20 protein-coding genes are annotated in these 21124 nt (G+C 59.2%); 12 read left to right on the forward strand and 8 right to left on the reverse strand.

Features of this window, described 5'->3' with window-relative positions:
- Positions 1–701: 701 nt before the first annotated feature.
- From L1F06_RS16975 to L1F06_RS17000, 6 genes are all read left to right on the forward strand, one after another.
- Positions 702–1208, forward strand: coding sequence for a hypothetical protein (locus L1F06_RS16975; protein WP_129481513.1), 507 nt, complete (start codon positions 702–704; stop codon positions 1206–1208).
- A 349-nt stretch (positions 1209–1557) separates the two neighbouring features.
- Positions 1558–2844, forward strand: a complete 1287-nt coding sequence (locus tag L1F06_RS16980) for a hypothetical protein (RefSeq protein ID WP_129481514.1) — start codon at positions 1558–1560, stop codon at positions 2842–2844.
- Between the two features lie 13 nt (positions 2845–2857).
- Positions 2858–3184: a hypothetical protein gene (locus L1F06_RS16985; RefSeq protein ID WP_129481515.1), complete on the forward strand. Its 327-nt coding sequence runs from the start codon at positions 2858–2860 to the stop codon at positions 3182–3184.
- Between the two features lie 83 nt (positions 3185–3267).
- The gene (locus tag L1F06_RS16990) at positions 3268–5457 is read left to right on the forward strand and encodes a tape measure protein (RefSeq protein WP_252576682.1); all 2190 of its coding nucleotides are present in this window, start codon (positions 3268–3270) and stop codon (positions 5455–5457) included.
- Positions 5454–5741 carry a hypothetical protein gene (locus tag L1F06_RS16995; RefSeq protein ID WP_129481517.1) on the forward strand — a complete coding sequence of 96 codons (288 nt, stop codon included), beginning with the start codon at positions 5454–5456 and terminating at the stop codon, positions 5739–5741. Before L1F06_RS16990 ends, L1F06_RS16995 begins: the two co-directional genes overlap by 4 nt.
- A 1152-nt stretch (positions 5742–6893) precedes the next feature.
- Complete coding sequence (locus tag L1F06_RS17000) at positions 6894–7433, forward strand: recombinase family protein (protein ID WP_129481518.1); 540 nt, start codon at positions 6894–6896, stop codon at positions 7431–7433.
- 227 nt (positions 7434–7660) lie between these two features.
- On the opposite strand, the gene L1F06_RS17005 is transcribed toward L1F06_RS17000, so the two are convergent.
- Complete coding sequence (locus L1F06_RS17005) at positions 7661–7987, reverse strand: hypothetical protein (RefSeq protein ID WP_129481519.1); 327 nt, start codon at positions 7985–7987, stop codon at positions 7661–7663.
- 106 nt (positions 7988–8093) lie between these two features.
- On the opposite strand from L1F06_RS17005, the gene L1F06_RS17010 reads away from it, so the two are divergent.
- Both L1F06_RS17010 and rapA read left to right on the forward strand, forming a co-directional pair.
- Positions 8094–8768, forward strand: coding sequence for a hypothetical protein (locus L1F06_RS17010; protein WP_129481520.1), 675 nt, complete (start codon positions 8094–8096; stop codon positions 8766–8768).
- Positions 8769–9490: 722 nt separating this feature from the next.
- Positions 9491–12334 carry an RNA polymerase-associated protein RapA gene (gene rapA, locus L1F06_RS17015; RefSeq protein ID WP_129481521.1) on the forward strand — a complete coding sequence of 948 codons (2844 nt, stop codon included), beginning with the start codon at positions 9491–9493 and terminating at the stop codon, positions 12332–12334.
- A gap of 89 nt (positions 12335–12423) precedes the next feature.
- Here rapA and L1F06_RS17020 read toward each other — a convergent pair whose 3' ends face one another.
- The gene (locus L1F06_RS17020; protein WP_129481522.1) at positions 12424–13659 is read right to left on the reverse strand and encodes an RNA polymerase sigma factor; all 1236 of its coding nucleotides are present in this window, start codon (positions 13657–13659) and stop codon (positions 12424–12426) included.
- Between the two features lie 153 nt (positions 13660–13812).
- On the opposite strand from L1F06_RS17020, the gene L1F06_RS17025 reads away from it, so the two are divergent.
- From L1F06_RS17025 to cmoB, 3 genes are all read left to right on the forward strand, one after another.
- Complete coding sequence (locus tag L1F06_RS17025; protein WP_129481523.1) at positions 13813–14451, forward strand: lysoplasmalogenase; 639 nt, start codon at positions 13813–13815, stop codon at positions 14449–14451.
- Positions 14452–14551: 100 nt separating this feature from the next.
- Positions 14552–15295 (forward strand): carboxy-S-adenosyl-L-methionine synthase CmoA, encoded by a 744-nt coding sequence (gene cmoA, locus L1F06_RS17030; RefSeq protein WP_012018045.1) that lies wholly within the window; start codon positions 14552–14554, stop codon positions 15293–15295.
- On the forward strand, positions 15292–16260 hold the full coding sequence (gene cmoB, locus L1F06_RS17035) for a tRNA 5-methoxyuridine(34)/uridine 5-oxyacetic acid(34) synthase CmoB (RefSeq protein WP_129481524.1): 969 nt from the start codon (positions 15292–15294) through the stop codon (positions 16258–16260). Before cmoA ends, cmoB begins: the two co-directional genes overlap by 4 nt.
- Before the next feature lie 27 nt (positions 16261–16287).
- Here the strand turns inward: cmoB and L1F06_RS17040 are convergent, their stop codons facing one another.
- The gene (locus tag L1F06_RS17040; protein ID WP_129481525.1) at positions 16288–16551 is read right to left on the reverse strand and encodes a hypothetical protein; all 264 of its coding nucleotides are present in this window, start codon (positions 16549–16551) and stop codon (positions 16288–16290) included.
- Positions 16552–16668: 117 nt separating this feature from the next.
- Here L1F06_RS17040 and L1F06_RS17045 point away from each other — a divergent pair, with 117 nt between their 5' ends.
- Positions 16669–17553 carry a LysR substrate-binding domain-containing protein gene (locus tag L1F06_RS17045; protein WP_129481526.1) on the forward strand — a complete coding sequence of 295 codons (885 nt, stop codon included), beginning with the start codon at positions 16669–16671 and terminating at the stop codon, positions 17551–17553.
- Positions 17554–17656: 103 nt separating this feature from the next.
- Here the strand turns inward: L1F06_RS17045 and pdxJ are convergent, their stop codons facing one another.
- Genes pdxJ through L1F06_RS17070 form a run of 5 tightly spaced genes read right to left on the reverse strand, consistent with a single transcriptional unit; the run spans position 17657 to position 21098 of the window.
- On the reverse strand, positions 17657–18403 hold the full coding sequence (gene pdxJ / locus L1F06_RS17050) for a pyridoxine 5'-phosphate synthase (RefSeq protein WP_003245452.1): 747 nt from the start codon (positions 18401–18403) through the stop codon (positions 17657–17659).
- Positions 18396–19085, reverse strand: a complete 690-nt coding sequence (gene recO, locus L1F06_RS17055; RefSeq protein ID WP_129481527.1) for a DNA repair protein RecO — start codon at positions 19083–19085, stop codon at positions 18396–18398. The genes pdxJ and recO overlap by 8 nt, the downstream gene beginning before the upstream one ends.
- Before the next feature lie 57 nt (positions 19086–19142).
- Positions 19143–20042, reverse strand: a complete 900-nt coding sequence (gene era, locus L1F06_RS17060) for a GTPase Era (protein WP_003245455.1) — start codon at positions 20040–20042, stop codon at positions 19143–19145.
- Positions 20035–20724, reverse strand: a complete 690-nt coding sequence (rnc, locus tag L1F06_RS17065) for a ribonuclease III (RefSeq protein WP_003245458.1) — start codon at positions 20722–20724, stop codon at positions 20035–20037. The genes era and rnc overlap by 8 nt, the downstream gene beginning before the upstream one ends.
- On the reverse strand, positions 20721–21098 hold the full coding sequence (locus L1F06_RS17070; RefSeq protein ID WP_012018040.1) for a DUF4845 domain-containing protein: 378 nt from the start codon (positions 21096–21098) through the stop codon (positions 20721–20723). The genes rnc and L1F06_RS17070 overlap by 4 nt, the downstream gene beginning before the upstream one ends.
- Positions 21099–21124: the final 26 nt, after the last annotated feature.

Here is a 21124-nt window from a genome sequence, read left to right on the forward strand (position 1 = left end):
ATATATAAATGTGGAAGTGGTTTTGTTCTCGCAATGAGAAACAGCAACTTTCTTCGCCACCTCCCCTCCTAGCAAAATTCCAGATTTCCAATCGACAGTACCGGACTCGTCCTCTCGGTAGCTTGGGAGAGCCATGCGCCATGCATGCTGTTGAACATGGCACCTAATTACCTTGTTCGGGGTTACAGCTCGGCTCTTGTTGGGCGCGTTACTGCACAGCGCCGACACTGACTACTGCGAATGGGCAGCATGAGTCGGCTGTAACTCCAACTTATAAACACCTCCTCCTCCTGTGTGTTTGCATCGGGCACTTCTGTGCCCTTTGTTTTCAATCTCACTATTTCCGAAATTCACGATATCAATCGAGGTAAAACTATGTCTATAGAAATTTCATGCCCTGTTTGTGGCACACACTTTGTACCACGTAACGTCCGCCATAAGCGTTGCTCCCCTAACTGCAACTTACGGGCATTCCGTGCCAAACGCGCTAAAGAAGCTCCGAAGCGAGAACGCCAGATGACTGAGATGCAACTTGCAATCGCCCAGCTTAGAGCTCAGTGGGCCGAAGTTAAACGTCAGTGGTCAAGCGTGAAAACGATCCTACAAGAAACCCCACTTAACTACACCCAACACTACCCGAACGATGAACGCGCCCCAGTTCTCGACGCTCTACTACAACAACTGACACAGGAGACAAACCAATGAGCAAGCATCTTATAACTCACGTTTACGATCAAGCCACAGTCGATAAGTTGATTGAAAATCGACTGTCCTTTTATGCCGTAGATACCCCAGAGGATTCGCACCGCGCCGGCCGTTCTGCTTATGGAGCATTGGAGTATGTACAAGCAGATAGCCCGCTTCAATTGCTGCTGACTTTTCAAGAAAAGCTTGAACAGGGTTACACGCTCAATAAGCGGTTACCCGTTACAGTAATGCAGACTGGGGGTTACGGTACATTCTCTTGTTATATGGCTAAACCCGCTGAAGCTCAGGCACGCGACTTTCAAGCTATCAAAGCAGAAGTGACCGACTCCTATAACGAGCAACGTCGTCAAGCCTTTGAAGCCCACAGAGCCACTATCGTTGCCGAGTCGCTAGAGAGGGCTCGACGTGCGGAAGCAAAGAAGGCGGCCGAAGCTGAAGCGAAGTTGATTGCAAAGTTAGAGCGTGAAGCTACCGAGGCACTCGGCGGAGAGTTTGCTTGATGATTACGAATAAACGTCTTCGTTGTCTTGGCGAAAACCAGTATCTCCACCGCGTACCGATTCAAAGCTGGCACGCTCCAGAGCCGGAAGCAAACGAACGAGAATGTTTGAACTGTTCGAACCCACATAAAACCGGCACTGAGTTTTGCAGCTATTGGTGCCGAGTAGATTACAAAGCCGCTGCATAAGCGACCAACCTCAGAGGATAAAGATATGAAAGTTTGCACTTGCCGAAACTGCGGTCATGTCTTCACCGCAACCAAGATTTACCCGTTCTGCTCGGGTGCTTGCCGTCGCGCTTACACATTAATCAATCCAAAACCAACAGTGAACCTAGAAGGAACTGCCAATGTCCACCGAACACAAAACAAAGCCGTGTAAATACTGCAACCAGCTTTTCGAGTTCAAACGTAAAACCGCTGAGTTCTGCACAGAAGCCCACAAGAAAGCTTGGCAACGTGCTAGAACAAATCGACTAGACAAGCAACGCAAATATCGGTTCAGCACCAGCGCCTTTACGTTTTATCTTGCAGATGCTTGCCGCAGAAGTGGCACTATTCAAGTATTACCAAAAACCCTGAGCGGACTTGAAAAGCTGCACACCCTCTACAAGTTTTCATTGAAGGCCAACGGCTACGGTGAAGACGATCAATTCAGCCTATGCCACCTGTTCCCCGTAAAACATCCGCACTACATCGGCACCATGCACGCCGATAATCTCGTTGTAAGTTACCGCGACCTTAACGCCAAGCATGGGAATGCTTTCGTGCATACGGCTGGTCACAAGATCAGCCGTTTAGATTTGTCAGCCAAGTGGCAAGTAGGGGCTGAGGACAAAAAGTCCTCTGTAGTGGCGAAAATCGTTGAATACTACGGCGAAGACTTTACCGCAACCATTGCCGTTAAGCTCAAACTACAACCAGCCAAACGCCAAGCCTCACTTGATTGGTTGACACAATGCAACGATCCCCGCGTGCCAGCTCATGCCGAACTAGAGCAGATGACAACCGCAGCTCTAACCAAACTGAAGTCTGAGATTAGCGGCAAGTCTGGCGGATACCTGCCAGATTCTGGGGTCAATGCCAACGACGTGTTCCTCTCAGAGTTAAAGCGCCTCTCTCACTCCCGCCCAGAATTCGAGCAAGTGGCAGAACGTTGGTTAGAGGTTATGCCGGATATCGTCGGTTACTTCCATGCTCTGCATTGGTCACGTCCAAAAGCTGGCGGGTCTGAATCTGAATACCGGGAAGCCCTCGCCCCTATCGCCCCGCTTCGCCAAGCTCAGTTCGATTTGCTGCACGGTGGCAAAGTAGAAGATTTTCTAACTGTGCTGAATACCCTCCTCACCTCTGAAAGCCTAGTGCTGCCTACTGCTCCTGAAACTTGTCCCGCTAAGAAAGAGGAAAACAAGCTGGCCAGTAGTAACTCGCCAGGAGCGCTAACAATCCCTGTCTTCGCTGAAGACGATTATGCAGAGTTGGAAGCGTTAGAGCAGGCCGCAGGCATGCAAGCATACCTTTATGAAGAAGACGGCCAATGTTTCAGCGAAGCTGAGTTGGAAACCGCATTCCGTGGCGTAGGCCACAAGACAAAACAAACACAGCAAACAGCTTTTGCCCGGTTCCTAACCGGGTGACAGGAGATTTTTAATGTACAACTTCCAAGAATCTAAAGCCCAGACAGCAGCCCTATTAAAATCGAAGTACACCGTAGAGCAAACGACGTATGACAAGCTTCTGGCCAGTCTTTTAGAGATACCACGTAAAGCCGATATTGATATCGGAGATGCAGTATCTCGCCCAGTATCCGAGGGCGTATATAAGAGTGCTGGGACATTCCGCACATTCGAACAATGGTTAGAGCAGCACGAAGAAACCTTGTCAACCCTCGATGATTCCACACGAGACGAAGTTATTCGCAAAGCCCGTAAAACCTTCGAACTATCTTTAATTCAACAATACGTTAAGGGGGCCTAATGTCCGGTGAAAGAGTAATTGCCTCCCTTGTCGGCAAGCTCCGATTTGACGTTGACTCCACGGGGCTACGCCGATTCGAAAAGATGCTTGATAGCATCCATGCAAAAATGGCAGCCCTCGACAAGCAAGCCACTCGCCTACAAAAGAAACTAGGCATCGCCCCAAAGGGCACAGCAAACATCCAGCGCCAGCTAGCCCAGCAGCAAAAACTGACCAAGCAGCAATTCCAAGATTCCTTGAAGGCTTCGAAGCTCCAACTTGCAGTTGATCAGAATAAGTTGAAGCTCCAAAGCGTTCAGGCGAAAGCATCGACCCTCCAGGCCAAGCAAGCACAGGCCGAACACAAGGCCCGTCTGGGTCATATCAAAGCTGAACAGGCAGCCCAGACATTCAGCATGCGTCAGGAACAGAGCCGTCTACGTCTCGCCCAAGAACAAAACCGGCTGGCAGCTTCCAACAGCCGCTTGGAAGCCACCAGAGCCCGTACACAAGCCGCAGCAGACCGTGCCCGTATCACCGGACTCCGACTAGAAGAACGCCTCTCCAAGAGCCTCCCACGGAGCTTGCAGGGAGACGCACGTCGGCCATCTCGCAGCATTGCCAGCCCATGGCGTGGTGGTAGTCGCGGGTTTGGTTCCAGCATGAGCCATGTTCTGGCTGGTGGTGCAGGTGTTGGAGTTGGTGCATCCATCCCAGGACTGGCCATGTTCAGTGCTGGCCTACACCCCGCAGCCATCGCAATCGGTGCAGTTGCTACAGCGGCCACGCTAGCCGCAGCAAAGCTTAACCAGCTAGCCAAGCAGGACGTGAAAGCCCTGGATGAACGCAAGGTTGAACGCGCCAACTTCAAAGTGGCTACGGGCTCCCCGGAAGCAGCCGCAAAAGCAGAGGCTCGCCTGTCGGCCCTAGCTGATGATTTGGGCATCGTCCGCAGTGAGATCGCCAAGCCATACACCATGGCCACGGTAAACCTTGCGGCTGCCGGTATGAGTCCCGATGAAGCCGCGAAGATGCTTCAAGGCTTGCTGTCGTTTGGTCGTGGTGCAGGCGTCTCTACAGACGATCAGGCAGGCGCTCTAAGAGCGATTCAGCAATCCCTGTCCAAAGGTCAGCTGATGAGCGAAGAAGCTCGTCAACAGCTTGCAGAGCGCCTCCCAGGCGCATGGCAGGCCATGGCCGACAGTTGGGCACAACTCACCAAATCCGGTCTAGTTGGTGATAAGGCATCTCAAGCATTTTCGGATGCAATGGAAGACCGTCAGATTCGTGGCGATAAACTGGTTGAATTCTGGAAAGTATTCGGCGCTCGCCTACAAGAACAGGCTAACGCTGGTGGCCGTCTGGATGAAATCAGGCAGAGTGCAGATGCACACGCCGCACGTCTCCAGAATATGAAAGAAGCCCGTAGCATCGCTACAGCAGAGTTTGACGATGGCAGGCTAAAGAAAGCATCTAATGAGATGCTCCAAGCTCGTGAAAAGCTGGAGAAGAGCTTAAACAAACTTGTCCCGACATTTAGCAGCCTGGAGAGTGCAAGCCTACGATTTGAACAACGATTCTACGAACTATCGTCTAGTTTTGTTGAATGGTTGGCCATGATCCAAACTAAGCTTGATAGCTTCGAACCATCCCCGGAGTTCTTGCGATTTGTTGAAGCTGTCGATTCTACTTTACAGAAGTTTTATGTTGCCCTTGAACCAGTACTAACGCTCCTGAGTGACGTTGTAACGTTCATGGCTGGTATTGCCATTGATACCCTTACAGAGAGTTGGAAAACATTCTTCGGAACGTTTGCCGATGGCTTAGATAGTATGCAAGGACTCCTCGATACCATACCGGACGCCGTACAACAATTTGTTGATCACATCCGCAACATGATAGCCAAGCTTCTCGATATGGTGGGCTTGGGTGATCGTTGGAGAAAGCACCAACAGGAGCGGGAACAAGGTAGACAGATTGCTTCTAATGTCGAACAACAAAGTAAGCTTCCATTCATGTCGGCCCCTATCACACCAGAGTTACAACGTAGTATTAGCCAGCTATCCGGCCCATCCCAAGCGCTACAGAATGCAATCGACAATAAAACTGTAAACACTACAGGCGTCCTACAGTTTAACCCGATTATCACCGTCCACGCTGAAAATGCAGACGCTGCTGAAGTTGTCACCCAACTTGAAAGCAAGCTTCAGGGTATGGCACAGGATGCTTATCGCGGAATGCTCCAGCAAACTCTGGATAAAGCTAAAACCAGTCTGGTGCAAACGAAGAAATGACCATTTTTCAAATCTTACAATTTGCACAAAGCGTGGTATTCGCTGGGGCCTTGGTTATTGCAGTTATCGCCACAAACACGTTTAACACGAGGCTAGCATTAATCGAGGATAACCAACGCAGTCTTGAGGCTGCGTTCATCCTCACGCGTGACATTCAAAGTGAGCAGCTTTCCAGGGTGCTGGGAATCTTACAATCTCCGATGTTATGCGCCAGCCCTCCAAGCCTGAACATTCGCACAGGCTCACACGATGTTCAGATCAACGACAGCAACATTCAACGCTGAGAACCAGCAACCATGGGGTGCTCCTAAAATGTCCCGCTAATTTCAGGATAACGAGCCTCGGGGTAGTAACGCTCATTAGGAGCAACCTCCTATTCGTCACGTCATGCGTGACAGACAAACATATTCAAGGATTCAAGATGACTACAGAAAACTTTTACGCCGCCGGCCAGCGCCAGTTTCCAACCCTGGAACAGCAACAGGCGTGGTACGCGGATTACAAACAGGCAACCCCGCTAGTACGTCTAGCCGCTGACGATCCATCAGACGACTGCGAACCAGCAGTCTACGTTGATGCTCTGTTTGCAGGCGCCGGGATTGCCCTACGTGGCGAGTACAAGCCCCACGTTAAACGCGGCCCAGGAAGGCCCAGAAAACACCCTGTTTAATTGTTAAAAAATTGATCAATACTCTATGCCCTGGCTCTTAGTTGAGCTGGGGCTTTTCATTGGAGCCCAGCAAATACGCTACATGTACCTGTACAAAATTTAACCAAAGCGTTTTCCCTCCTGTTTTCGCACTTTGACTCCAGATGGCCAGAAGCCACTAGCAAGCAAGCTCCCGCTTCGGCACGATAGCTGCCATTCCCACAAGATCACGGAGGACACACCATGGCATTCAACATTCGCAGCAGTGCCGGCTGGCTTCGGCTATGGGTGCTGTGCTGCATGGTGTGGGCAGTTGTAGTTGTCGTGCTAACTAGCGACGGATTCCCCACTAAAGCACGTCTTGATAGCAATCTAGAGTTCCAGCTATCTCTGATCAGTCCAGACGCGAACAAGCGCCGAGCTGATATGTGGGGGCGTCCCCCGTTAGCCCCTGCGGTGGTTGCCCAGCGTAAGGCAGAGGCCGTTGCTAAACACCGTGAGGGAGTGAACAACTTAGAGCGTGATCAGCGCCGCCACCTTATACGGTCGGCACTCTTCTGGTTCGTCCCCTCCCTGTTACTGCTAATCAGTGGCTGGCTCATTGGCTGGGTGGTGCGAGGCTTCACCCGCCCCTCTACCTAACCGTATTCATATAGGTGTACCCGCACGACCACCTGTCGCTGAATACACGCACCACCACAATTCCGTATTCATTTGACTTGCCTTAATCAATGAATACACCTACCATGCTTGCATCTAGACCCAAATGAATACAAAGAGGCAAGGCATGGCACAGGTTGGATACGTTCGCGTTAGCTCGGTTGATCAGAACACTGATCGTCAGCTTGATGGCATCGCCCTGGACAAGGTCTTCACTGACAAAGTATCCGGCGCCACCACAGACCGCCCCCAGCTCCTGGCCATGCTCGACTACGTGCGGGAGGGTGACTGCATCCACGTCCACTCCATTGACCGCCTCGCTCGCTCCCTGGCTGACCTCCTGAGCTTGGTTGAATCCCTCACAGCCAAGGGCGTAGCCATCCGCTTCCACAAGGAACAGCTTCACTTCACTGGCGAGCACAACGCCATGCAAAAGCTCATGCTCTCGATGATGGGCAGCTTCGCTGAGTTTGAACGTTCGATGATCAAGGAACGTCAAGCAGAAGGCATTGCCAAGGCTAAGGCTAAAGGCGTCTACAAAGGGCGCGTGAAGACGGTAGATGACGATGCTATTCGTGCAGAGATTGCTGCTGGTTCGTCATTCCGTAAGACTGCTGAGAAGCTGGGTGTATCACTGTCCACTGTTCAGCGTGCGATGCGTGCGTAAAGCCAGCAATTAGCCCCGTTGCGGGGCTTTCTCTGCCTCGTGCTGGCGGTGTATCACCTCAGCAGAAACACGCTGTAAACGCCTCACAGAGCGCCCTGTGACGTGCAGATATTTGGCCAAATATCCGGTTCAGGGTACGCCCCCTGCTGCTGAGCTTAATACTTCGGTTGTAGCGCTGTTTTCTGGCGGGCGGGGTCTTGGGTAATTATTCCCCGCCCGACCTGGGCCTATTTCACATAGCCCTTGAGCGTATAGAAGGCTTTCCCGCTTGGCGTGAGGAAGGTAATCAACTCGTCGTCCTTTTCCTCCTGAAAGACGCTGATCTTCAGAGGACCATTGGTCATACGGCAATCCCCTGTGCTGATCATCCGCATGGCGCCGCGTTCATCCTGATCCTGCACGTACCCTATAAAGCTTCTGAGGTTCTTCTGCCCCTCACAGTACACAGCTTCGTTTGGGAGTGTGGCGGTGTAACTCACATCAACCCACTCAGCCTGTGCACTACCAGCAGCCAGCCCAGCAACCAAGCCAGCAACAACGATCATATTCCGCATAACGAATTCCTTTCGTGTTAGGTCAGACGCCGCCAGTCTCCCAGATTCCCACCCGCACTGGTAGCATCCGGCTATCGCAGGTAACGCACAGGAAGCCGATCAGGACATGGGTACGACTTGGAATCTGGCACCACTACAGGATTGGATCGAAGCGAATCACCCGAACGACAAGCACGCTGCCGAGCTTCCCCACTCCCTCCGCCGATCAGCGTACATTCTCGATTACCACCTAACACAAGCGCGAGATGCATTCGCGGAATTCCAGCCCACAGGCAGCGACGGCTTCGAGATGTTCGCAGCCATGGCGAGTTTTGACCCCAAGTTTGCCAGAGCTGCCCTAGTCCACGAGGCCAACGTCATTGCAGCAATCCACACGGTTCGGAATTACGCCGATATCTTCGCCCAGCTAGCCAACACACTGGCCATGCCGAAACCGTTAGAAATTAGAGACTGCGATTTCGGCAAGGTAGCGAATGGATTACCGACGTCCGACCTGAAGACAAAAATGCAGGAACTGAACGCTTCTTACTGGTTCCGCTATCTAGCAGCCTTCAGCAACATTTCGAAGCACCGCCGTCTACTGCAAAGCAAGCCCACGACTACTTTCGCGGACAACGTGACCGGCCTACGGGTAGAAGAGTTCTCGTACCAGTTCAAAAAGCATGAGCCTGAGACCACCTTTCCCTGCTGCTGGGCGCACGACCTGTTAGAGGAGGCATACACCGTGTATCGCAACATCTTACAGCAGGGCCAGACACTGAACGATCACGTCACGCAGTGAAAGAAATTGCACAATCCTGCACCGTCAAGACAAATCTGACGAACGGCACTATACAGAAACAGAAACACCCATATAATAAGAGCGTAGCGACCGAGGCGAAGCCGAGAGAGCTACGCGATACACCCAAAGCGAGAGCTTTGATTAGTAACCTAACTAAAAGATATAAAACAACATCTAGTATTGTGAGTGTAACGAACCTACTAGATATAGTTATAAACTCTAGAATATAACTAATCAGACGTAAACGTCTGAATATATATACTTTATAGTTATATATTATTTTGTTCCTGCGCTAGCCGAGCTTCCAGCGCACCCCGCACCCTCTCCAAAGCATCGACTTCCTTTAGTAGCTCCGTGCTCCGCAGGTTGGCCGCTGATAGCTGCCAGCGCTTCCGCTCCAGTTCAGCCATAAGCATCCCGTGCATCTTGTGATCAGCCACGAGCTTCCCGATTTGCATCCGTGCCCGTTCCAGCTCCTGGGTTAGCTGCTCGATCACCACAGCCTGTGCCAATGCCTTCCGGCGCCACATGCCACCGCCCACGACTCACCACCAATACTGTTTATACATACAGTTCAAGTATAGAGTTCTAACGCCAAGCCTCGTCAAGATTTCCCCAGCTTCGAGGTCGGCAAGCCAAGCGCCGCCGAGTTACAATGGTCGATTACCTACACCCAATTCAGCGGGTGCAGTGACATTGTTATTTTGCGGAGATTTACAGGCATGGCGCAGTATCAACCGGGGCAACGCTGGATCAGTGACAGCGAAGCGGAATTGGGTCTGGGAACCATCCTCGCCGAGGACGGCCGCCTGCTCACCGTGCTCTACCCGGCCACCGGCGAAACCCGCCAGTACGCCACGCGCAATGCCCCGCTGACCCGTGTGCGCTTCGCCCCGGGTGACGAAATCACCCACTTCGAGGGCTGGAAGCTCACCGTGCAGGAGGTCGAAGACGTCGACGGCCTGCTGGTCTACCACGGCCTCGATGCCCAGCATAAACCGGTGACCATGCCGGAAACCCAGCTGTCGAACTTCATCCAATTCCGCCTGGCCAGCGACCGCCTGTTCGCCGGCCAGATCGACCCGCTGGCCTGGTTCGCCCTGCGTTATCACAGCCTCGAGCATAACAGCCGCCTGCTGCAGTCGTCCCTCTGGGGCCTGGGTGGTGCGCGCGCCCAGCCGATCGCCCACCAGCTGCACATCGCCCGCGAAGTGGCCGACCGCATCGCACCGCGCGTGCTGCTGGCCGACGAAGTAGGTCTGGGCAAGACCATCGAAGCCGGCCTGGTGATCCATCGCCAGCTGCTCTCCGGCCGCGCCAGCCGCGTGCTGATCCTGGTGCCGGAAAACCTGCAGCACCAGTGGCTGGTGGAAATGCGCCGGCGTTTCAACCTCGACGTCGCCCTGTTCGACGCCGAGCGTTTCATGGAAAGCGACGCCAGCAACCCCTTTGAGGATTGCCAGCTGGCGCTGGTCGCCCTGGAGTGGCTGAAGGACGACGAAAAGGCGCAGGACGCGCTGTTCGCAGCCGGCTGGGACCTGCTGGTGGTCGACGAAGCCCACCACCTGGTCTGGCACCCGGAGCAGGCCAGCCCCGAATACTCGCTGGTCGAACAACTGGCCGAGGTCATCCCCGGCGTGCTGCTGCTCACCGCCACCCCGGAACAGCTCGGCCAGGACAGCCACTTCGCCCGTCTGCGCCTGCTCGATCCCAATCGCTTCCATGATCTGCAAGCCTTCCGCGCCGAAAGCAGCCAGTACCGCCCGGTGGCCGAAGCGGTGCAGGAACTGCTCGACCAGGGCAAGCTCAGCGCCCAGGCACGCGATGCCATTGGCGGCTTCCTTGGCGATGAAGGCCGTGAGCTGCTCGACGCCGTCGACAGCGGCGATGACGACGCCCGCGCCCGCCTGGTGCGCGAACTGCTGGATCGTCACGGCACCGGCCGCCTGCTGTTCCGCAACACCCGCGCCGCCGTGCAGGGCTTCCCCGAGCGCGAGCTGCACCCCTACCCGCTGCCGAGCCCGGACGAATACCTCGAGCTGCCGGTCGGCGAGCACGCCGAGCTGTACCCGGAAGTCAGCTACCAGGCACAGGAAGAGATCGACGACGAGCAACGCTGGTGGCGCATCGACCCGCGCGTCGAGTGGCTGATCGACACCCTGAAGATGCTCAAGAAATTCAAGGTGCTGGTGATCTGCGCCCATGCCGAGACCGCGCTGGATCTGGAAGACGCCCTGCGCGTGCGTTCCGGCATCCCCGCCACGGTGTTCCATGAAGGCATGAGCATCCTCGAGCGCGACCGCGCGGCGGCCTATTTCGCCGATGAGGAATTCGGCGCCCAGGTGCTGATCTGCTCGGAAATCGGCTCCGAAGGCCGCAACTTCCAGTTCGCCCATCACCTGGTGCTGTTCGACCTGCCGGCCCACCCGGACCTGCTCGAGCAGCGTATCGGCCGTCTCGACCGCATCGGCCAGAAGCACCGCATCCAGCTGCACGTGCCGTACTTGGAGAACAGCCCGCAAGAGCGCCTGTTCCAGTGGTACCACCAGGCGCTGAACGCCTTCCTCGCCACCTGCCCCACCGGCAACGCCCTGCAGCACCAGTTCGGCCCGCGCCTGCTGCCGCTGCTGGAAAGCGGCGACGACGGCCAGTGGCAGCAACTGGTGGACGAAGCCACCGCCGAGCGCATTCGCCTGGAAGGCGAACTGCACAGCGGCCGCGACCGCCTGCTGGAGCTGAATTCCGGCGGCGCCGGCGAAGGTGAAGCGCTGGTCGAGGCGATCCTCGAGCAGGACGACCAGTTCACCCTGCCGATCTACATGGAAGAGCTGTTCAACGCCTTCGGCATCGACAGCGAAGACCACTCCGACAACGCCCTGATCCTGCGCCCCAGCGAGAAGATGCTCGATGCCAGCTTCCCTCTGGGCGACGACGAAGCGGTGACCGTCACCTACGACCGCGAGCAGGCTCTGGCCCGCGAGGACATGCAGTTCGTCACCTGGGAACACCCCATGGTGCAGGGCGGCATGGACCTGGTGCTGTCCGGCTCGATGGGCAACACCGCGGTGGCGCTGATCAAGAACAAGGCGCTCAAACCCGGTACCGTGCTGCTGGAGCTGCTTTACGTCAGCGAAGTGGTCGGCCCGCGCAAGCTGCAGCTGGGACGCTTTCTGCCTCCAGCCGCGCTGCGCTGCCTGCTCGACGCCAATGGCAACGACCTGGCGCCGAAGGTCGGTTTCGAGACCCTCAACGACCAGCTCGAAAGCGTGCCACGGGCCAGCGCCAACAAGTTCGTCCAGGCCCAGCGCGATGTGCTGGCCAAGCAGATCAATGACGCCGAAGCCAAGGTCATGCCGCGCCATGTCGAGCGCGTGGCCGAGGCCAAGCGTCGCCTGATCGCCGAACTGGACGAAGAACTGGCCCGTCTGATCGCCCTGCGCGCGGTCAACCCGAGCGTACGCGACAGCGAGATCGAGGCCCTGCGCGAGCAGCGCGAACAAAGCCTGGCGATGTTCGACAAGGCCGCCCTGCGCCTGGAAGCGATTCGCGTATTGGTCGCGGGCTAACCGTACGTAGGGTGCGCCGTGCGCACCGAAGAATTTCGGTGCACACGACCGCAGCGCCTATCACTCGTATGTGGTGCGCACAGCGCACCCTACGGGTCACCTAACTCCTCCAGCCTGCTCTGCAGAAACTGCCGATCCGGCCCCTGTTGCGCCAGCGCCAGGGCCTGGCGGTAGGCAGCGATCGCCTGCTCGCGGCGGCCCAACCGGCGCAGCAGATCGGCCCGCGCCGCATGGGCCAGGTGGTAACCCTGCAGTTCGCCCGCGGCCAGTAGACGGTCGATCTCCAACAGCCCCGCCTGCTCACCGTCACGCATGGCCAGTGCCACGGCGCGGTTGAGCTCGATCACCGGCGAGGGGTTCAGGCGCAGCAACTCGTCATACAGGCCGACGATCTGCGCCCAATCGGTTTCTTCCAGACTGGCCGCCTCGGCATGCACCGCGGCAATCGCCGCCTGCAGGCTGTAGGGGCCGAAACGCCGCGAGTGCAGCGCCTGCAACACAAGCGCCTCGCCTTCGGCGATCAATTCGCGATTCCACAAACTGCGATCCTGGGCTTCCAGCAGAATCACCTCACCATCGACGCCGCTGCGCGCAGCGCGTCGCGACTCGTGCAGCAGCATCAACGCCAGCAGCCCCTGCACTTCCGGCTCGGGCAGCAACTCCAGCAGCAAGCGGCCCAGGCGTATGGCCTCGTCGGACAGCTGGCTGCGGGTCAGCGAATCACCCGAGCTGGCGAAGTAGCCTTCGTTGAACACCAGATAAACCACCCGCAGCACCGCCTCCAGCCGCTCGGGTAGCTCGCTACGCCCCGGTACCTCGTAAGGGATGCGCGCGTCGCGAATCTTCGCCTTGGCCCGCACGATGCGCTGGGCCAGGGTCGCAGGGCTGGAGAGGAAAGCGCGGGCGATCTCCTCGGTGGTCAGGTCGCACACCTCGCGCAGGGTCAAAGCCACCTGGGCATCACTGGCCAGCGCCGGGTGACAGCAGGTGAAGAGCAGGCGCAGGCGGTCGTCCTCGAGCAGTTCGCCCCCTTCGGCGTCACCCTCGTCGGGCAACTCGGCCTGTTCATCCAGCGGCTGGAAGCGGCGCTGCCGACGCAGGTTGTCGATGGCCTTGAAGCGCCCGGCAGAGACCAGCCAGGCGCGCGGGTTGTCCGGCACACCGCCTTGCGGCCATTGCTCGACCGCACTGCGAAACGCCTCGTGCAGCGCCTCCTCGGCCAGGTCGAAATCGCCCAGCAGACGGATCAGGGTGGCGAGCACGCGGCGCGACTCCTCGCGGTAAAGGCGCTCGATCAGTTCGGTGACAGGTGGCGATATCGACATGCGCTTCTCCTGAACGAACGCATACGGTGCCCAATACCGCCGGCGGCGTCGAGTGGCGGCACGATCCGCCCCTCGATTTGGCGCCCGTCGCATTGGCAGCCGTTCGGTCGCTGGGCATAGTCGCGCCATTCCAAGAACGAAGGGAGTCTTGCTATGCGTTGGTTGCTGCTCGGCCTGGCGGGGGCTGCGGTATTTCTCTACGGTCGGATTACCGGCGATGCCCAGCTCAGCCTGTTGACCAAGGGCATCCCGGTGATCGCCCTGCTGCTCTGGCTGCGCCAGGCGCCGGCCGGCACCTACCGCCGCTGGATCGCCGTTGGTCTTGTATTCTCCCTGGCCGGCGACATCCTGCTGGACTGGCCCGGCGATCTGTTCGTGTTCGGCCTCGGCGCCTTTCTGCTCGGCCATCTGGCCTACCTGCGCGCCTACGTCTCCGACAGCCGGCAACCGGCCCTGCCCGCTCTGCTGCTGGCGCTGATCGCCGGTGGCGCGATGTTCGCCGTGCTGGCCAGCAGCGGCCTGGGCGAGCTGCTGATCCCGGTGGCCTGCTATGCCACGGCGATCAGCCTGATGCTGTGGCGCGCGCTGGCCCGCATCGGCCACCCGGGTCTGCAGCCGCGCTCCACCTGGCTGGCCGCCGGCGGTGCGGCGCTCTTCGTGCTGTCCGACAGCCTGATCGGCATCGACCGCTTCGTCGCCAGCTTCGACGCCGCGCCTTACGCCATCATCCTCACCTACTGGCTCGGCCAGTGGGGCATCACCGCTTCGGCCTTCCAACGCACCAAGGCCTAGCAGGCCGTTAATGCCCTGCAGCGAGCAGTCGGGAAAGCCCTGACTGTTCGCCCGCACTTGGCTAAAATGCCGGCCTTTTCCGCTACCCGTTGCGACTGCCGTGAGCCAAGAACCCGATCGCCTATTTGCCCAGCCACTGGCCGAGGTGCCCGACTTCGTCTTCAACGAGGATGTGGTGCGGGTGTTTCCCGACATGATCAAGCGTTCGGTGCCCGGCTATCCGACCATTGTCGAGAACATCGGCGTGCTCGCCGGCCAGTTCGCCCAGCCGCACACCACCCTGTATGACCTCGGCGCCTCGCTCGGTGCGGTGACCCAGGCGCTGCGCCGCCATGTGCGCATCGATGGCTGCAAGGTCATCGCCGTGGACAACTCCCCGGCCATGGTCGCGCGTTGTAGCGAATACCTGCATGCCCAGGACGCCATGTTCCAGGAGCTGCTGCCGGTGGAGGTGATCGAGGCCGATATTCTCGCCCTCGACCTGCAGCCCACCTCATTGGTCACGCTCAACTTCACCCTGCAGTTCATCCCGCCGGAGCGGCGCCTGGAGCTGCTCACGCGCATTCGCCAGGCACTGTTGCCCGGTGGCGCGCTGATCCTTTCGGAGAAGCTGCGCTTCGAGGACGCCGCCGAGCATGAGCTGCTCACCGAGCTGCATGTCGCCTTCAAACGCGCCAATGGCTACAGCGAACTGGAAATCGCGCAGAAGCGCAGCGCCATCGAGAAGGTCATGCTGCCCGACAGCCTCGAGCAGCATCGCGAACGCCTGCTGGCTGCCGGCTTCAGCAAGGTAGTGCCCTGGTTCCAGTGCCTGAACTTCGCCTCGCTGGTGGCCCTGCCATGATGCGCGATCTGGATCTCGACGCCCTGCAGGCACAACTGGCCGGCAGCCCGCTGCAGGAATGGACAGCCGACCTGCCGGGCCAACTCGATGCCAAGCTGGCCATCGGTCACGGCGACCTGGCGCGCTGGTATGGCGCGGTGCAGGCCCTGCCGGACCTGGCGGTGAGCGAGGTGGAACTGGTTCAACGCTTCGCCTTTGGCGGCGCCTGCGACGAGGCCAGCCGCGCGCAATTGAAGGCTGCTCTGCAGGGCTTGATTCCCTGGCGCAAGGGGCCGTTCGAACTGTTCGGCGTGCACATCGACACCGAATGGCGCTCGGACTGGAAATGGCAGCGCGTCGCCCCGCACCTGGACCTGGCCGGCAAGCGCATCCTCGATGTCGGTTGCGGCAACGGTTACTACATGTGGCGCATGCTCGGTGCGGGTGCGGGCAGCGTGGTCGGCATCGACCCCAACTGGCTGTTCCTCTGCCAGTTCCTGGCGATGAAGCGCTACCTGCCGGAGCAACCGGTGTGGCACCTGCCGCTGGCCTTCGAGGAACTGCCGGCCAAGCTGCAGGGCTTCGACACGGTGTTCTCCATGGGCGTGCTCTACCACCGTCGCTCGCCCATCGACCACTTGCTCGATCTGAAGGACGCGCTGGTCAAGGGCGGTGAACTGATACTCGAAACCCTGGTGGTCGAAGGCGATGCCGAACAGGTGCTGGTGCCTGAAGACCGCTACGCGCAGATGCGCAACGTCTGGTTCCTGCCCTCGGTGCCGGCGCTGGAACGCTGGCTGCGCCGCGCCGGTTTCGAGGACGTGCGTTGCGTGGATGTCAGCACCACCTCGGTGGACGAACAACGCGCCACCGAGTGGATGCGCTTCCAGTCGCTGCCGGAGTTTCTCGACCCGGCCGATCACAGCCGCACCGTCGAAGGCCTGCCGGCACCGACCCGCGCCGTGCTGATTGCACGCAAGCCGTAGCGCACTACCTGCACCAATGAATGGGCGTTACCGCCCGCGCAACCAGTAAGCCCGCCGCTGTGCAATGAGCCGCAGCGGCTCACCAGCACCCTGCTCCACCACACCGCGGGCGCTGCCCAGGCGAATCCGTCCCTCGATGTCCTGCGCCAGCAGGCGGCGCATGCGCCGACGCCAGAACCAGGCGCCGATCCAGTCGACTATGGCGTTCTGCAGATCCAGCGGCCACATGGCCGGCATATAGAACTCGGGCATGGGCGGATGCGACTCGTTGCAATTGCTCGAACCTTTCATGACCTTTCCTCCGTTTCGCAGCCGGCTTTTTGCCGGGCTTGCGATCAGGATGAAACGCACCTATCGTTCAAACAAACGACAAATACCAAAGTCAAGGTTAAGTAATTTTTAACAATCATGAACGCCACCACTCCGACTGCTCTGCCGCTTCTGGAAAGCGATGTGCTGCGCACCTTCGTCGCCATCGCCGACAGCGGCAGCTTTACACGCACCGCCGCACAGGTATTTCGCAGCACGGCGGCGGTGAGCCTGCAGATCAAGCGCCTGGAGGAAACTCTCGGCCAGCGCCTGTTTATCCGTGAGGCACGACAGGTTCGCCTGACCGCTGAAGGCGAGGTGCTGCTGGGCTATGCCAGGCGCCTGCTCAAGCTCAACGAGGAGGCGGTGGCACGCTTTCTCACCCCGACGCTGACTGGCCGCGTGCGCTTCGGCACGCCGAACGATATCGGCGACCGCGTGCTACCGGGCGTGCTGACCCTGTTCGCCCGCAGCCATCCGGCGGTGGAGGTCGAGGTGAACGTGGGGCGCAGCGTGGATCTGGTGGCCAAGCTGGATGCCGGCGAGCTGGATCTGACCCTGATCAACGCCGGCAATGACGGCCTGGATGATGCCCGCGGCGAAGTGATCTATTCCGAGGAGCTGGTCTGGGCCGGGCGTGATGGAGGCCTGGCCATACAGCGCTCGCCCCTGCCGCTGGCACTGGCCAACCCCGGCTGCGCCTGGCGCAGGACTGCGCTCGATGCACTGGATCGCCAGGGGGTGGCCTACCGCATTGCCTACTCCTGCGAGCAGTGCGCTGGCCAGGAAGCGGCAATGACCGCCGACCTGGCCATCGCCCCCTTCCCGCGCAGCCTGGTCAAGCCGCCACTGCGCCGACTCGGCGCAGAACAGGGGCTGCCGCCGCTGGGCGAATATCACATCAAGCTGATACGCGGTCATCAGCGTAACGAGGCTGTCGAGGCCCTCGCTACGCAGATGATCCAAGCCTTTGCGCAAGGCTAGGTAGGGTGCGCCATGCGCACCGGGAATACCGCGGAGCCTGGCCGGTGCGCACGGCGCACCCTACAAGAAGCCATCCGACCGGTCGTTGATCGGCGGCATAAGGTTAGCCGCGGTAGGCTGCCGCGACGATCAACGCCTTCATCTCGGCCACTGCCTGCTTGAAGCCGACGAACAGCGCATGGGCGACGATGGCATGGCCGATGTTCAGCTCGTTGATGCCGGGAATCGCCGCCACGGCTTCGGCGTTGTGGTAATGCAGGCCGTGGCCGGCATTGACGATCAGCCCGTGGTTCAGGCCGCAGATGACGCCATCGCGAATACGCGACAGTTCCTGCGCGGCCTCTTCCGCCGTATGGGCATCGGCATAACGGCCGGTGTGCAGCTCGATGGCCGGCGCGCCGACGCGCATGGCGGCCTCGATCTGCCGCTCCTCGGCGTCGATGAACAGCGACACCTCGCAACCGGCCAGCGTCAGACGCTCCACCGCCGCGGCAATGCGGGCTTCCTGACCGGCGACGTCCAGGCCACCTTCGGTAGTCAGCTCCTGACGGGTCTCCGGTACCAGGCAGACATGGGCCGGGCGAATCTGCTCGGCGAAACCGAGCATGAAGTCGGTAACGCCCATCTCGAAGTTCATCCGCGTCTGCAACACATCGGCCAGCACGCGCACGTCGCGATCCTGGATGTGTCGGCGATCTTCGCGCAGGTGCACGGTGATGCCATCGGCACCTGCTTCTTCGGCGTCCAGCGCGGCCTTGACCGGGTCCGGGTAGCGCGTGCCACGAGCCTGGCGCAGGGTGGCGACGTGGTCGATGTTCACGCCGAGCAGAATACGATTGGCCTCAGTCACGCTTGGACTCCTTGAGCGTCATGAATAGTTCGCGGCTGACCAGTGGCCTGCCGCCGAGATGGGGTGCCAGCGCCTGGCGCATCAGGCGCTTGGCGGCAGCCAGCGCGCCCGGCGTCTGCCAGTCGGCTTCGGCCATGGCCAGCAGCTCGCGGCCCTGAAACACGCCAGGCTGCAGTTGTATCACCGGCACCAGGCCGATGTCCTGCTGCCAGCGGTACAGCGCCGCAGGGTCGATGGGCTGGTCATGCTGATCGCGATCCAGGGCGAAACCATAGCCCAGCTCGTCCAGCAGGCGCCATTCGAATGCACGCAGCAGCGGTTCCAGCGCACGACCGGCAGCCAGAGCCTGCAGCGTCAGACCGTAGTGTTCGAGCATCACAGGGTGCGGATCTTCGGCCGGCAGCAGGCGGATCAGCAGTTCGTTGAGATAGAGCCCGGAAAACAGCGCCTCGCCGCTCAGCAACAGCGGAATGCCGGCGCTTTCCAGACGCCCCACCGTCTTCAGCTCGCCCCGCCCGCGCAGCTCCAGCTCCAGTGGGGCGAATGGCCGGGCAATGCTGCCGACCTTGCCGCGCGCGGCGCGCAGTACCGCACGCACGCGGCCCTGGGCGGTGAAGAAATCCACCAGGGCGCTGCTTTCCTTGTACGGGCGGCTGTGCAGAACGTAGGCGGCAGAAGTCATGTCAGTAACCGCCAGAATGCGCCACGCGCAACACCGAGGATGCGCACGGCGCCGCGATCAATCCAGGTAACCCAGCGAACGCAGGGCGCGTTCGTCGTCGGACCAGCCGCCCTTGACCTTGACCCAGAGGTTGAGCATCACCTTGGAGTCGAACATGGTCTCCATGTCCTTGCGCGCGTCCTGGCCGATGCGTTTGATACGCTCGCCCTTGTCGCCGATGATGATCTTCTTCTGCCCGTCACGCTCCACCAGGATCAGACCGTGGATATGCAGGATCGGGCCGTCCTGCTTGAACTCCTCGATCTCCACGGTGATCTGGTAGGGCAGCTCGGCGCCGAGCTGGCGCATGATCTTCTCGCGGATCAGCTCGGCAGCCAGGAAACGGCTGGAGCGGTCGGTGATCTGGTCTTCGGGATAGAAATGCTCGGATTCCGGTAGGCGCTCGCCCACCAGTTTCTCCAGCGTATCGAGGTTCTGCCCCTGCAACGCGGAGATCGGCACGATTTCGGCCTGCGGCAGTTGCTCGGCCAGCCAGTTCAGGTGCGGCAGCAATTCGCTCTTGTCTTCCAGGCGGTCGGCCTTGTTCACCGCCAGCAGGATCGGGCATTTGACGTGCTGCACCTTCTCCAGCACCAGCTGATCCTCGTCGGTCCAACGTGTGCGGTCGACCACGAACACCACCACGTCGACGTCCTTCAGTGCGCTGGAGGCGCTGCGGTTCATGTAGCGGTTGAGCGCCTTGTCGTTGTGCTTGTGCAGACCGGGGGTGTCGACGTAGACGGCCTGGATCTCGCCCTCGGTCTTGATGCCGAGCATGTTGTGCCGGGTGGTCTGCGGCTTGCGCGAGGTGATCGCCAGCTTCTGCCCGAGAATATGGTTGAGCAGCGTCGATTTGCCCACGTTGGGGCGGCCGACGATGGCGACATAGCCGCAGCGGCTCACAGGTGCATCAGTCATTGCCGTTCTCCACCCCGAGGGCGATCAGCGCCGCAGCCGCGGCGACCTGCTCGGCGATACGCCGGCTGCCGCCCTGGCCCAGGGTCTTTTCATTGAGCAGGGCCACCTGGCACTCGACCATGAAGGTACGGCAGTGCGGCTCGCCCTGAATGTCCACCACCTCGTAACGGGGCAGTTCGCAGGCGCGCGACTGCAGGAACTCCTGCAGGCGCGTCTTCGGATCCTTGTTGGTGTCGATCAGTGTCAGGCCATCGAGCTCGCCACTGAGCCAGTCCAGCACGCGCTCTCGCGCTGCGTCCATGCCGGCATCCAGATAGATGGCGCCGATCAGCGCCTCGAGCGCATCGGCGAGAATCGATTCGCGGCGAAAACCGCCACTCTTCAGCTCGCCGGAGCCCAGGCGCAGGTATTCGCCCAGCTCGAAACCGCGCGCCAGCACGGCCAGGGTCTCGCCCTTGACCAGGCGGGCACGCAGGCGCGACAGCTGACCTTCGCGGGCCTGCGGAAAGCGCTCGAACAGCGCCTCGCCGGCAACGAAGTTGAGGATGGCATCACCGAGAAATTCCAGACGCTCGTTATTGCGACCGGCGAAACTGCGATGGGTCAGGGCCAGGATCATCAGATCCTGGTCCTTGAAGCTATAGCCGAGCTTACGCTCGAGGCGGGACAGATTGGGACTCACGGCATCCGTACACGAAATTCTTTGTCGAAATTCACCACCAGATCGAGGTTCTCGATCAGCGGCTCGCGTTTTTCATATTTGAGGTGGACGAGGAACTCGTTGTTTTCCACCTTCACCTGCATGGCCTCGCGCATGTTCAGGTCACGAATGTTGTTGACCTGCATGCCTTTGCTGACGTGGTTGTAGAACTCACCCACGGTACGCACGTTCGATGCCTTGTCGGTTTCCACCGAGGTAATGATCTTTTCCAGCGACATGTAGTCGAGATAGTGCGGCATCACCTTGAATGCCGTGCTGGCGAAGAACGCCACCACGGCCAGAACCACCAGCCAGCCCAGAATGGAAAGCCCTTGCTGCGAGCGCGCGAAATTCATGTATATCCCCAATAGACGGTCTTGTT

Origin of the sequence: Pseudomonas hydrolytica (genome assembly GCF_021495345.1) — a bacterium.
GTDB lineage: Bacteria > Pseudomonadota > Gammaproteobacteria > Pseudomonadales > Pseudomonadaceae > Aquipseudomonas > Aquipseudomonas hydrolytica.